This window comes from Enterococcus sp. ZQ21 (assembly GCF_030053755.1).
In the GTDB taxonomy this organism is placed as follows: domain Bacteria; phylum Bacillota; class Bacilli; order Lactobacillales; family Enterococcaceae; genus Enterococcus_B; species Enterococcus_B lactis.
This window is the reverse complement of record NZ_CP125658.1, coordinates 2205781-2218770: the sequence shown is the minus strand read 5'-3', so window position 1 is coordinate 2218770 and position 12990 is coordinate 2205781. Positions and strand designations below refer to the sequence as shown.

Annotated in this window: 11 protein-coding genes and 1 tRNA gene; 10 read left to right on the top strand and 2 right to left on the bottom strand. The window is 39.6% G+C overall.

All coding sequences use genetic code 11. The features are described 5' to 3' along the window. Positions 1-14: 14 nt before the first annotated feature. Entirely contained in the window at positions 15-1208 is a 1194-nt protein-coding gene (locus QK255_RS10750; RefSeq protein ID WP_002290588.1) for a quaternary amine ABC transporter ATP-binding protein, read from the top strand. Continuing rightward, the gene (locus QK255_RS10745; protein WP_002290589.1) at positions 1201-2928 is read left to right on the top strand and encodes an ABC transporter permease/substrate binding protein; all 1728 of its coding nucleotides are present in this window, start codon (positions 1201-1203) and stop codon (positions 2926-2928) included. Before QK255_RS10750 ends, QK255_RS10745 begins: the two co-directional genes overlap by 8 nt. 173 nt (positions 2929-3101) lie before the next feature. Here QK255_RS10745 and QK255_RS10740 read toward each other — a convergent pair. Beyond that, positions 3102-3174, bottom strand: a tRNA-Lys gene (locus QK255_RS10740). A gap of 381 nt (positions 3175-3555) precedes the next feature. On the opposite strand from QK255_RS10740, the gene QK255_RS10735 reads away from it, so the two are divergent. From QK255_RS10735 to walJ, 7 genes are all read left to right on the top strand, one after another. Continuing rightward, the gene (locus QK255_RS10735) at positions 3556-4122 is read left to right on the top strand and encodes a DUF1836 domain-containing protein (protein WP_002290590.1); all 567 of its coding nucleotides are present in this window, start codon (positions 3556-3558) and stop codon (positions 4120-4122) included. Further along, complete coding sequence (locus QK255_RS10730; RefSeq protein ID WP_002290591.1) at positions 4112-4972, top strand: DegV family protein; 861 nt, start codon at positions 4112-4114, stop codon at positions 4970-4972. The genes QK255_RS10735 and QK255_RS10730 overlap by 11 nt, the downstream gene beginning before the upstream one ends. 189 nt (positions 4973-5161) lie before the next feature. After that, positions 5162-5866, top strand: coding sequence for a response regulator YycF (yycF, locus tag QK255_RS10725; protein WP_002290592.1), 705 nt, complete (start codon positions 5162-5164; stop codon positions 5864-5866). A gap of 4 nt (positions 5867-5870) precedes the next feature. Next, positions 5871-7706, top strand: coding sequence for a cell wall metabolism sensor histidine kinase WalK (gene walK / locus QK255_RS10720; RefSeq protein WP_002310033.1), 1836 nt, complete (start codon positions 5871-5873; stop codon positions 7704-7706). Then, positions 7703-9019 (top strand): YycH family regulatory protein, encoded by a 1317-nt coding sequence (locus QK255_RS10715; RefSeq protein WP_002290594.1) that lies wholly within the window; start codon positions 7703-7705, stop codon positions 9017-9019. Before walK ends, QK255_RS10715 begins: the two co-directional genes overlap by 4 nt. Further along, complete coding sequence (locus QK255_RS10710) at positions 9020-9889, top strand: two-component system regulatory protein YycI (protein WP_002290596.1); 870 nt, start codon at positions 9020-9022, stop codon at positions 9887-9889. It begins immediately after the preceding gene. Between the two features lie 54 nt (positions 9890-9943). Beyond that, on the top strand, positions 9944-10753 hold the full coding sequence (gene walJ, locus QK255_RS10705) for an exodeoxyribonuclease WalJ (RefSeq protein ID WP_002288854.1): 810 nt from the start codon (positions 9944-9946) through the stop codon (positions 10751-10753). Between the two features lie 100 nt (positions 10754-10853). Here the strand turns inward: walJ and QK255_RS10700 are convergent, their stop codons facing one another. After that, positions 10854-11483 (bottom strand): NAD(P)-dependent oxidoreductase, encoded by a 630-nt coding sequence (locus QK255_RS10700; protein WP_002290597.1) that lies wholly within the window; start codon positions 11481-11483, stop codon positions 10854-10856. A gap of 168 nt (positions 11484-11651) precedes the next feature. Here QK255_RS10700 and QK255_RS10695 point away from each other — a divergent pair, with 168 nt between their 5' ends. Then, a complete protein-coding gene (locus QK255_RS10695) occupies positions 11652-12950 on the top strand; it encodes a PTS sugar transporter subunit IIC (protein WP_002328931.1) in 1299 nt (432 codons plus the stop codon). The last annotated feature ends 40 nt before the right edge of the window (positions 12951-12990 follow it).

The following is a 12990-nucleotide window of genomic DNA, read 5'->3' as shown; positions in this document are numbered from 1 at the left end:
AAAGGAGAATTTGTTTGGTAAAAGTAGAAGTAAAACATTTAACAAAGATATTTGGTAAAAAGACACAAGCCGCTTTAGATATGATGAATGATCACCAGCCGAAAACGGAGATTTTAAAGAAAACCGGTGCGACGGTTGGTGTGTATGACGTGAATTTTGACGTAAAAGAAGGAGAAATCTTCGTGATCATGGGGCTTTCCGGGAGCGGGAAATCCACATTGATCCGTCTATTGAATCGTCTGATCGAGCCAACTTCAGGCAGTATCTATATTGATGGAGAAGATGTATCGAAGTTAAGCAAAGAAGAATTGCGAGAAGTCCGTCGTCATAAAATCAATATGGTTTTCCAAAACTTCGGTCTGTTTCCACACCGAACGATCTTGGAAAATACAGAATACGGGTTAGAAGTCCGTGGTGTACCTAAAGAAGAACGACAAGAAAAAGCAGAAAAAGCATTAGAAAATTCTAGTCTGCTTTCATTTAAAGACCAATATCCTAGTCAGTTATCTGGTGGGATGCAGCAACGGGTCGGCTTAGCCAGAGCTTTAGCGAATGATCCTGAGATCTTGCTGATGGACGAAGCGTTCTCGGCTCTTGATCCGCTGATCCGACGAGAAATGCAAGACGAATTACTGGACCTGCAAGCCAATGTTCAAAAAACGATTATTTTCATTACCCATGATTTGAATGAAGCTTTACGGATCGGGGACAGAATCGCATTAATGAAAGACGGCGAAATCATGCAGATCGGAACAGGTGAAGAAATATTGACCAATCCAGCAAATGATTACGTACGTGAATTTGTGGAAGAAGTCGATCGTTCCAAAGTGCTTACTGCTCAAAACATCATGGTACCTGCATTGACGACGAATATCGAATCTGATGGACCAAATGTCGCATTGACAAGGATGCGTAATGAAGAAGTCAGCATGCTGATGGCTGTTGACCGAAAGAGAAACCTGAAAGGAATCATTACTGCAGATCAGGCGTTAGAAGCTAGGAAGCAAAAACGTCCATTGATCGACTTCTTAGATGAAAATGTGACGGTGATCGGAAAAGACATGGTTGTAAGTGATATTTTCAATATTATTTATGATTCACCGACTCCGCTTGCAGTTGTAGAGGATGGAAAATTAAAAGGTGTCGTCATCCGAGGTAGTGTGATTGAAGCATTAGCAGAAACAAGCGAGGTGAGTGAACATGAATAATCTATTAAACTATCAATTACCAGTGGCAAACTGGGTAGAAAATATCACAGAATGGTTTACGACAACTTTTTCTGGCCTATTTTCATTTTTACAAACGATCGGACAGGCAGTGATGTCGGGGATTACAAATTTACTGTTAGTGATCCCAGCGCCTTTGTTTATCTTGTTATTGACGATAGCAGCTTTCTTTATTTCTAAGAAACGTCCAGGACTTACGTTGTTCACATTGATTGGTCTATGGTTTATTTATAACCAAGGTCTATGGAATGACTTGATGAATACTGTCACACTTGTTCTTTTATCTAGTGTGATCTCCATCATCATAGGTGTACCGTTAGGGATCTTGATGGCAAAAAGCAGTAAAGCTCAAAGCATCATCAAGCCAATTCTTGACTTTATGCAGACGATGCCAGGATTCGTTTATTTGATTCCAGCAGTTGCATTTTTCGGTATCGGGATGGTGCCAGGGGTATTTGCCTCAGTCATCTTTGCTTTGCCACCAACCGTTCGTTTTACGAATTTAGGGATTCGACAAGTACCGAAAGAGTTAGTAGAAGCTTCTGATTCATTCGGGAGCACAAGTCGTCAAAAACTATTCAAACTAGAATTGCCTTTAGCTAAAAGTACGATCATGGCAGGGATCAATCAAACAACGATGCTGTCACTTTCAATGGTCGTTATTGCCTCTATGATCGGTGCACCCGGCTTAGGACGGGGAGTATTGTCCGCTTTACAAAGAGCACAAGTCGGGAATGGATTTGTCAACGGGGTTGCATTAGTTATCTTAGCAATCATCATTGACCGTTTTACCCAGCATTTGAATCAGCCGAACAATAAGAAAGTTGCAGGAGCTGCAACACAAAAAAGTAAAAAACGTCAAGGATTGATCATTGGTGCTGTAGTAGTAGTGATCTTAGGTGCGATTGGTATAGGAAGTTTTTCTTCTGCCAAAGAAACAAAACGTATCAACTTGTCTTATGTCGAATGGGATACAGAAGTTGCTTCAACAAATGTAGTCGGTGAAGTATTGAAACAAATGGGCTATGATGTAACGATGACACCGCTAGATAATTCAATCATGTGGAAATCTGTTTCAAATGGCGAGTCAGATGCCATGGTTTCAGCTTGGCTACCTAAAACTCATGGTTCACAGTATGCACAATATAAAGATCAAGTCGAAGACCTAGGTGCCAATTTGACAGGAGCAAAAGTCGGTTTAGCAGTACCAGCCTACATGGATGTAAATTCGATCGATGAGTTAACCGATCAGGCAGGTAAGAAAATTATAGGAATTGAGCCAGGAGCTGGTGTAGTTACGGCTGCTGAAAACACGATCCAAAAATATGACAACTTGAAAGACTGGAAAGTCGAGACATCTTCTTCAGGAGCAATGACCGTTGCACTAGGACAAGCAATCAAAAAACACGAACCAATTGTAGTTACAGGATGGACACCTCATTGGATGTTTGCCAAATATGATCTGAAATACTTGGAAGATCCTGAAAACGGAATGGGAAGCGAAGAGCAGATCCATACGATGGTTCGAAAAGGATTGAAAGAAGACCAGCCAGAAGCTTATAAAGTATTAGACAATTTCCATTGGTCAGAAAAAGATATGGAAAAAGTCATGTTGGAAATCAACAATGGAAAAGATCCACAGCAAGCGGCAAAAGAATGGATCAAAGAGAACCAAGAATTAGTCGAAAGCTGGAAAAAATAAAAAAGACGGAAACAAAATAAATGGAGCTTCCAAAATTGGATCAAAAATCCAGTTTTGGAAGCTCCATATTCGTCTGTCTCTTTTTTTGCCTATAAAAAAAGAGAATGCGCAGTTCGTCTTCGAAACGTCCGAAGACGCCGACAAACTACCATTCTCGTGGGTTTGGCACCCAATGGGCCGTGAGGGGCTCGAACCCGCGACCCGCTGATTAAGAGTCAGCTGCTCTACCAACTGAGCTAACGGCCCATACAAAAAGTACTTAATAATAGTAGCACTAAGAATTTTAAAATGCAAGACTACATTTAAAGAAAATCAGAAAAATCTTTACTTCCTTATAGGAAATCATTCATAGATTATTCACATTTGCTCGTTATTATATAAGCATACCAACAAACAAAGTTCTTGCAAGAGAACAAACCCTAACACTTTTTTCATTTTTTACTCCTTTCCCGCCGTCTCCCCGGCGGGTCTCCTGTTCTTAACGATAAAAGACAAGAAGGCTTGGCCTTCTTGTTTTTTTGCTTTTATAAAATTCCATTAATTAAATCATCTAGTTCAAATAACTAGATTGAATGTTTATGGTAACTTTGGTATCATGTTAATGAAATGAAAAAAGGAGCGATTACGATGGAAAAAATGCGTCAGCAATTAATGGAGTGGGGAAAAGAACTGGAAACATTCCGTCTGCCTCACTGGGAAGAGCTCCCCGACCTAGAACTTTATATGGATCAAGTCAGAACGTTAGTTGATCGTTATCTTTCACCTGTGATACAAGGAGAAAAGCATCCATTGCTAACCTCCTCTATGGTAAACAACTACGTTAAACTGGGTTTGATACCAGCACCAGTTAAAAAAAGATACAACAAAGAACATGTAGCATTTTTACTTGCAATCACTACATTGAAACAAGTATTGACTATTCCTGAAATCAAAGAAGGAATATTGTTCCAAGGAAAAACAGTGGGGATTCGTGAAGCTTATAATCTATTCTGTGATGAACAAGAAGCAGCTGTATGGATGGTCAGCCAATTAGCACAAGGCAAATCCCATCCCCAAAAATTCGATCAGGCGACCCCTGTAGAATATATTGCTGTAAGAGCAGCAACTTTATCGTTTGCAATGAAACTTCTTGCGGAAAAAACGATTGTTCTAGAAACCGAATACTTAAAAGAGGAGAAAACAAATGAAAAATGATAAAATCGCGATTTTAGTAGATTCTGGTACGGACGTGCCAGAAGAATTGATAAAAAAATATGAGATGTACATGATTCCTTTGAAAATTATTTATAAAGATCAGGTATATACAGATAAAATAGATATTACACCTGAAGAAATCTATCAACGTTTGCCAGAGGAAATTCCAGGTACATCTTTGCCTGATGGTGAGTCGATCACAGAAATCTTTGAGCAAATCAAAAAAGATGGTTATGAAAAAGTACTTGCGGTAACGATTTCCAGCGGATTGAGCGGGACGTATAACGTGGTTCGTTTGATTGCAGAACAGCAAGAAGAACTAGAAGCGTATGTACTAGATACGAAAAATATCGGTATTGGTGCGGGTTTTTCTGCAATACAAGCAGCGAAATGGCTAGAAGACGGTGTCGAGTGGAATCAGCTGATCAGTAATTTGAATGAATTAGTCGAAAGAACAAAAGTTTTCTTTAATGTTGCGACATTGGAATATCTCCAAAAAGGTGGACGGATTGGTTTGGTTGCTTCTATTTTAGGAACCGCTTTAAAGCTTAACCCAATCATCTCCTGTAATGATGAAGGAATCTATTACACAGTAGGAAAAGCTAGAGGGCGTAAAAAAAGTTTGGATAAGACGGTTGCTTATGTCAAAGAAAAAATCGGCAATGCTAAGGTTTTTAACTTAGCCGTTGCCCACGGTGATGCGAAAGAAGAAGCGATTGAAATGGAAGCGAGGCTCAAAAGAGAGTTCCCGCAAGCAAACCAAATCTACTTTGGTCAAATTTCTCCGGCATTAGTAGTCCATACTGGTCCGGGATTATTAGGTGTCGGCGTCCAAGCTTTAGAAGGATAAATCAAAAAAAGGAAGACAATGAGGTGAAAATCAGTGTTTTCCTTTTTTTATTGAAGTTAGAACAAAAAAAGAAAGTATTTTGCACTCCCATGTTAATTTTCTCTTTTGTTTTATAGGCAAAGATGAAACAAAACCAGAAATACGGTATAATGAAAAGGTGTGACAATAATATATAAGAGGTGGCTCTTTATGAAAAAAGTTTTAGTTGTCGATGATGAGAAGCCGATTTCGGATATCGTCAAATTCAATTTAGCCAAAGAAGGCTATGATGTTTATACTGCATATGATGGGGAAGAAGCCTTGGAAAAAGTTGCTGAGGTAGAACCTGATTTGATTTTACTTGATTTGATGCTACCTAAAATGGACGGCTTAGAAGTGGCTCGTGAGGTACGCAAAACGTATGACATGCCAATCATTATGGTAACAGCCAAAGATTCTGAAATTGATAAAGTCCTAGGCTTAGAATTAGGCGCGGATGACTACGTGACTAAGCCATTTTCCAATCGAGAATTAGTGGCAAGGGTCAAAGCGAATCTTCGTCGTGGTGCCACGGCTACGAGGGAACCAGAAGATGCAGCTCCTGCGGAATTGACGATTGGTGATTTGACCATCCATCCAGAAGCTTACATGGTGACGAAACGAGGAGAAACAATCGAGTTGACACATCGTGAATTCGAACTACTCTTTTACTTGGCGAAGCACCTTGGGCAAGTGATGACAAGAGAACATTTATTACAAACGGTTTGGGGCTATGATTATTTTGGAGATGTACGAACAGTGGATGTAACTGTACGTCGGTTGCGCGAGAAGATCGAAGATAATCCAAGCCATCCAAATTATTTAGTGACACGTCGTGGTGTCGGTTACTATTTGCGTAACCCAGAACAGGAGTAATTGGATGAAAAGAAAAGTCCGCTTTTTTCGATCAGTCAATTTTAAGATCGCTATTACTTTTATTTTGATTTTATTGATCTCAATCGAAATTATTGGCGCCTATTTTATACGTGGATTGGAACGTTCCACGATCAATACATTTATTAAAGATATGAATCAAACGGTGGAATCATTAGCGACGACAATCAGTCCGGAATTAAATCGCAAAGATAACGCAGATGACGAAGAGGTAAATGCGAATATCAAGAGATTCATTGAAAACAGTGCGACTAGTGATATCATCGAAATACGGGTCGTTGACGAAAAAGGGATCATCCGAGGAACAACTGATGTCAATGAACAAAGCGCTGTGGGAAAGAAAAATGATTATGTCGATATCAATGATTTCACAACTAAACGGTATGTTGCTTTAGATAACGACGATAAACGGGTGAATATCAATGTTCAACCGATCCTGTCCCCGACCGGCGATGCCGTTATCGGGGCTCTTTACGTCAAAAGTAATATCGAACAAAAATATTCGGAGATCAATAATACAGCAGTCATTTTCTTTACTGCCTCACTGATTGCTGCGTTTATCTCAATGATCGTCTCCGTTTTAGTTGCTCGTTCGATTACTCAGCCAATCGGTGAAATGAGAGAACAAGCCATTCGAATCGCCAGAGGAGACTACAGCCGGAAAGTCAAAGTGCATGGACAAGATGAACTAGGGCAGTTGGCTGATACCTTCAATCAGTTAGCTGAACGTATCGAAGAAGCTCAAGATACAATGGAAGCTGAACGCAATCGGTTGGATAGCGTGCTGTCTCATATGACAGACGGCGTCATCGCGACAGACCGCAGGGGGAAAGTCATTACGATCAATGATATGGCTGTTTCCTTGCTAGATGTCAAGAATGAGGAAGCAATTGGACAATCGATTTTGACACTTTTGGATATCGAAGAAGAATATACCTTGCGGAAATTATTAGAAGATCCAAACGAAATGGTACTTGACCGTTCAACCAGTACATTGGAGAGCGATCAGATGATCTTACGAGTAGACTTTTCCATGATCCGTCGCGAATCAGGTTTTATCAGCGGATTAGTAGCTGTCTTGCATGATGTGACAGAACAAGAAAAAACAGAACGGGAACGCCGTGAATTCGTTTCTAATGTTTCCCATGAGCTTCGTACACCACTGACAAGCATGCGCAGTTATATCGAAGCATTGAGCGAAGGTGCATGGAAAGACGAAGAAGTAGCACCAAATTTTTTGAAAGTAACATTGGATGAAACAGATCGGATGATTCGAATGATCAATGATCTCCTGAATCTATCTCGCATGGATACAGGAAATACCCAGCTTCAATTAGAGTATGTCAATTTTAACGAGTTAGTGAATTTTGTTCTTGACCGTTTTGATATGATGGTGGGAAACCAAGAAAAAAATTATAAGATCCGTCGCGAATTCACACAAAGAGATCTTTGGGTCGAAGTAGATACAGATAAAATCATCCAAGTAGTCGATAATATCATGAATAACGCGATCAAGTATTCACCAGATGGGGGAACGATCACCTGTCGCTTATTAGAAACGCATAATAACGTGATTTTAAGTATTACCGACCAAGGATTGGGGATTCCTAAAAAAGATCTGAACCGAGTGTTCGAACGATTTTATCGAGTAGATAAAGCACGTGCTAGAGCACAAGGTGGGACAGGACTTGGATTAGCTATTTCTAGAGAAGTAATCAAGGCGCACCGAGGCGCGATTTGGGCAGAGAGCAAGGAAGGAAAAGGATCGACTTTTTATATCTCGCTGCCATACGAACCTTATGAGGAGGAATGGTGGGAATGAGAATTTCTGAAAAAGTCGTTCGCGTAGGACTTATTTTGATGGTTGCATTAAGTTTATATTTCTCTTATGACATCTGGCTGAGTCCAGCAGGGAAAAGTTCGATCAGCGTCGATGAGACAAACACTCAAATGATCGAGTCTCAAAGCAATCGGAAAACTTCTGAAGTTTTTCTTCCGCTTCATGTCACGTGGCACCATTCGGGAACGATCCAAGAAACCAACAGTGAAAATCTCGTGTACCGATTGCAATTGATCATCGATAAAGCAAGATTCGGGAAACTTTCTGAAGTCGTTTCGGGAGATGAATCACAATTCGAACAAGTGAAAAACCTGACATCTGGTTTCGAGTTGGCCTATAATGCGCCTTTTTTGCTAAGAGAATATAAGGAAGCATTTGATTTAGATGTAGACGTCTCGAATTTGGCAAAAGAAAGCGAAAATATGTATTTTACTAGAATACAATTCGATCAAGAAAACAAAAAAATCCGATTTTTGAATTATTCGAACCACCTTGTATATGAAGCGAATATTTCGTTGAATTGGGAGGATATCAACAAAGAATTAACAGCAAACGACACGAAATGGACAGAAATGTCAACAGAACCGTCGACGATCGACACCCAATATGCTACGAAACATTCAATCAAGTTGAAAAAGTACAGCTATATCCTTTCGCAGCAACCCTATACACTTTTTAGAAATGCTTTTTTCCAGAAACCAGATAGCGTGAAGAATAATGATGAAAGCAATGAATTGATTTTTTACGGTGGGAATGAAACGATGTCTATCCATTCGGAAACGCAAGTAGTTGATTTTCGAGGAGAGCTGCCAGAGAAAAAAGAAAATGCTAGTGTATTTTCTGAAAGTTTTCCCTATATTAGCAAATTAGGCAGTTCTTTAGGGAATCTTAGATATTTTGACCGCAGTGACAATACCATCGATTACCGGATCTTCGTGGAAGGCTTCCCGGTTTTTGGGACGGACAGCAGAGGACAGATCGGTGTGGAAGTTGGCGGTGAAACGAACGGTTCGGTGCAAGTGAATATTCAAACCAGTTTGAATACGATTCAAGTACCGATACCTTCAGATGAAGAAGTAGAACTTGCAAGTACGAATGAAATCATCCAGCAGCTGGAAGCTAAGGGAGCAGATAGCAACAAGATTGGTTCAGTAATCGTTGGCTATACATGGCAAAATGTTAAAGAAACGAATCGCGTCGTTGATCTCTTACCTGAATGGTATGTGAAATATGAAGATAACTGGTATTCAGCTAACGACCTTCTGGAAAAATTACCTGGATTGGAGGCGAATTAATTGGATTTTAAAAAAATCGAATGGATATTTTTCGTCGCTTTTTTAGGGTTGAATGTGTTTTTATTCAGCAGTTATCATGATGCGGTATACCAAGAAAACAATGTTATTCGTTCTGATCAGACTGAATCCATCCAACAACGTCTGGCTAGTGACGATATCACTTATACGGGGAAGATTTCTTCTGAGAGCAAGCAAGGCTATTATCTTAGCGCGGAACAGACCAATCTTAGCACTTCATTAGCAAATTATCGCAAGGCTGGTAAAAGCGGATTGTTGGAAAGTGGCGTGTTTTTAGACGGCGATGTTTTGACAAAATCCTTATCCAGCTCAGAATCTGAAAAGAACGTGATTGATCCAGATAAGATCAGCAGTTCTTTGGAAGATTTTTTAGCTAACAAAGACAATATTTTGTTCGGTAATGAGTATGTGTATACGAAAAACTTTTCTCATTTAGAAGAAGAACCACTAGAAATCCAAGCAAGCCAAGAGTATGAAGGTATTCCGTTCAATGATGATACAGCAAAAATCGTTCTTTCTTTAGAAAAAAACGATAACGATTATAGTATCACGAAATACATGCAGACGCATTTATCTGATATCGAGCAGCTGCGTGAAAAGACGGAACTGTATACAGAAGAGGAAGCAATCAATACATTGTACATCAATAACAAAATACCAAGAGGATCAAAAATCTTATGGCGTCAACTAGCTTATTCCTGTATTCTGAAAGTCCGGGAAAAAAATGTGTATGTTCCTGTTTGGCATGTAGCGATCGAAACAAGTGATAAAGTGGTTCAAATCGAGAGTGTCAACGCTTTCAGCAATACGATCGTGACAAACAACACTGTACCAAAAGTGGAAGATCAATAAAAAAGCGAGTATAATGAAAAAAGTTTACAAAGTAAGAAGGGAAGTAGGAGTCAAATGGCTGAAGAAAAACCAGCTTTTAAAATCAGTATCCTAGCAAGTGGAAGTTCGGGTAATTCACTTTATATCGAAAGTGAAAAAAAACGGCTTTTGGTCGATGCAGGACTTAGCGGTAAAAAAATCACTTCCTTGATGGCTCAAATTGATCGGACACCGGACCAATTAGATGGAATACTTGTGACGCATGAACATCGAGACCATATACATGGTGTGGGTGTCTTGGCTCGTAAGTATCATTTGGATGTTTTTGCCAATCAGCAGACTTGGGAAGCGATGGAGCCGCTGATTGGGAATGTACCAGTGGAACAAAAACATCTATTTGAGATGGGAAAAGTAAGAACATTCGGCGATATCGATATTGAGAGTTTCGGCGTCTCCCATGACGCAGCAGCTCCGCAATTTTATCGTTTCCATAAAGAAAACCGTTCATTCGTCATGTTGACGGATACCGGATACTGCAGTGATTACATGCGAGGTGTCATTGAAAATGCCGATGGTTATTTGATGGAAAGTAACCATGATCTTGAGATGTTACGCATGGGACCCTATCCGTGGAATCTAAAACAGCGTATTTTAGGAGATAGAGGGCATCTTTCCAACGAAGATGGTGCACTTGTCATGACTGATGTGATCGGTAATCGGACCAAACGGATCTATCTTGGTCATCTTAGCAAGGAAAACAATATGAAAGAACTTGCTCATTTAACGATGGAAAATGTTTTGAAAGAAAAAGATTTTGGCGTTGGACATGATTTTGAAATCTATGACACAGATCCAGATGAAGCAACTGAGCTATTTTCAATTTAAATAGTTCAGTCAATAAAAAAATAAAAACAGAAGATAAAATCAATTAGTGTTGGTTTTATCTTCTGTTTTTATTTTTCAGAACATTGACAAAACAACCGTGTTATCGGCTGACTACACTGATATGCTGTTTTTCATGTTGTTTATCCAGTATCTCATCTACTAATGCAATCGCGTAATCTGCCATGCTGATCGTACTGTCGCCAGCAGCGTTTCTTTGTAGATAATCATCACTTAATAAATAAGTGCCTGTACGCTTGCCGTGTGGATCAAATAAAGAAGCTGGACTGATATAAGTCCACTGTAGATTTTTAGATTGTTTCAATTTTAGCAATCCTTCGTACATATTGAAAGCTGTTGGATAGAAGGGTGCATTTTTAGGTACTTGGTCAATCATACGAGTCGTCTTTTCTGTATCCAAGAATAACGAAGAGGCACCCCCAACGACGATTAAGCGTGTATCGGTTCCTTCAAGTATCTCAATCAAATGGGACAAAGAAGTTTGATGCATTTCTTCTTTTCCTTTAGGAGCGTTGAAAGCATCAACGACAACATCAAAAGATACAAGGTCAGTAGCTGTCAACTCAAATAAATCCTTTTGTATAAACGGAACATCTGATGGTAATTTTTCTGGATGACGCACGATTGCCGTCACATCTAACTCTCTGGACAATGCTTCGTCTAAAATAAATGAACCTGCATGACCAGTAGCGCCAATGATTGCGATTTTCATAAAAAACCTCCTTTTTTATTCCTGTCCATTGTAAGCAGTTACTGGATATTCGTCAAAGAATCCGTTTTTTGAAAAGCTTAGTGCGCATTCCTTTCATGGTTCGTGTTCATTAGGTATAGTTAAATTAAGAAAACTAGTTAATCAAATAGAAGATGAAGGAGATAAGAAATGAAAGAGTGGTTAGATCGTGCCTTTTTACCAATGATAACATCTGTTGTGAATCTTAGACCCTTAACTGCTTTGCGTAATGGAATGACTTATACGATCCCGATAATTATAGCTGGCTCGCTGTTTTTCTTATTTGCTCATTTTCCTGTAGATTACATCGCTCAGTGGATAGACAAAACAGGATTTTCTATGTATTTTACACAAGTATACCAGGCTACGTTTGACGTGATAGCCTTTTGGATCGTTTTTGCTATTGCGTATGCTTATGCAAAAGAAGAAAACATCGATCGCTTGCCAGTCGGCATGACAGCCTTGTCTGCTTACCTACTACTTATTCAGCCACTTAATGTTCAGGGAGAGATAGATAATATCTGGACAGGCGGTGAAGGGATACTAGGAGCAGTTGCAACCGGGCTCCTCATCGGATGGGGCTATGCACGTTTAGCAAGATTTGCGAAAGGGTGGAGGCAAAGAGGGAAGATTCCTGAAAATGTTTGGCAGTCTTTTACTTCATTGATTCCAATACTTGCTATAGTCATTTTTACGCTTATAGGTTCAGCTGTTTTTCAACAGTTGTTCGGGATGACTGTTATTCAAGGAATATGGACGTACGTCCAGCTTCCGATCCAATCGTTGATAGACACGTTATTCGGTGTGCTTTTATTAGGTTTTTTTGTCCCGTTTTTATGGCTATTTGGTCTTCATGGATCTGCGATGGTCAATGGGTTGGTTAGTCCGATCTTACAAGCAAACTCATTAGCAAATGCAGAAATCTTAGCCTCTGGAAAAGAATTGACTGTGGCAAATGGCGGGCATATCGTTACTCAGCAATTTCTTGATCAATTCATGACTGTTACCGGAGCAGGTTTGACGTTAGGGGCTGTATTTTTTATGATGTTTTTTGCGAAATCGAGGAAATACCGAGAATTAGGAAAACTTTCTCTTTTACCAGCCTTTTTCAATATCAATGAATCGATTATTTTTTCCACACCGATTGTGATGAACCCGATGATGGCTGTTCCTTTTATTTTCGCGCCGATCCTCTCAGGATTGATTACCTATTCCGCTTTATATTTTGGATTTGTTCCTTTATTTACAGCGGTCCAAGTTCCTTGGACAACACCGCCGATCCTCTCGGGTTTTTTAGTAGGCGGAGTGCCTGCAGCGATTTTACAAGGTATCGTGCTGGCAATTAGTTTTTTTATTTATTTCCCATTTTTGAAAAAAATAGATTCTGCAAACTTCAAAAAGGAAAGACAGACAAAAAATGCTGGAACAGCAGAAAAGATCATCGACTAAAAAAACAAAAATACTCCTGTCGCTTTAGATTGGAAAAATC

Bases quoted from the DNA above. Each gene is read 5' to 3' on its own strand.
- QK255_RS10745 (WP_002290589.1), top strand. From the start codon at position 1,201: ATGAATAATCTATTAAACTATCAATTACCAGTGGCAAACTGGGTAGAA.
- QK255_RS10695 (WP_002328931.1), top strand. From the start codon at position 11,652: ATGAAAGAGTGGTTAGATCGTGCCTTTTTACCAATGATAACATCTGTT.
- walJ (WP_002288854.1), top strand. From the start codon at position 9,944: ATGGCTGAAGAAAAACCAGCTTTTAAAATCAGTATCCTAGCAAGTGGA.
- yycF (WP_002290592.1), top strand. From the start codon at position 5,162: ATGAAAAAAGTTTTAGTTGTCGATGATGAGAAGCCGATTTCGGATATC.
- QK255_RS10700 (WP_002290597.1), bottom strand. From the start codon at position 11,483: ATGAAAATCGCAATCATTGGCGCTACTGGTCATGCAGGTTCATTTATT.
- QK255_RS10735 (WP_002290590.1), top strand. From the start codon at position 3,556: ATGGAAAAAATGCGTCAGCAATTAATGGAGTGGGGAAAAGAACTGGAA.
- QK255_RS10730 (WP_002290591.1), top strand. From the start codon at position 4,112: ATGAAAAATGATAAAATCGCGATTTTAGTAGATTCTGGTACGGACGTG.
- walK (WP_002310033.1), top strand. From the start codon at position 5,871: ATGAAAAGAAAAGTCCGCTTTTTTCGATCAGTCAATTTTAAGATCGCT.
- QK255_RS10715 (WP_002290594.1), top strand. From the start codon at position 7,703: ATGAGAATTTCTGAAAAAGTCGTTCGCGTAGGACTTATTTTGATGGTT.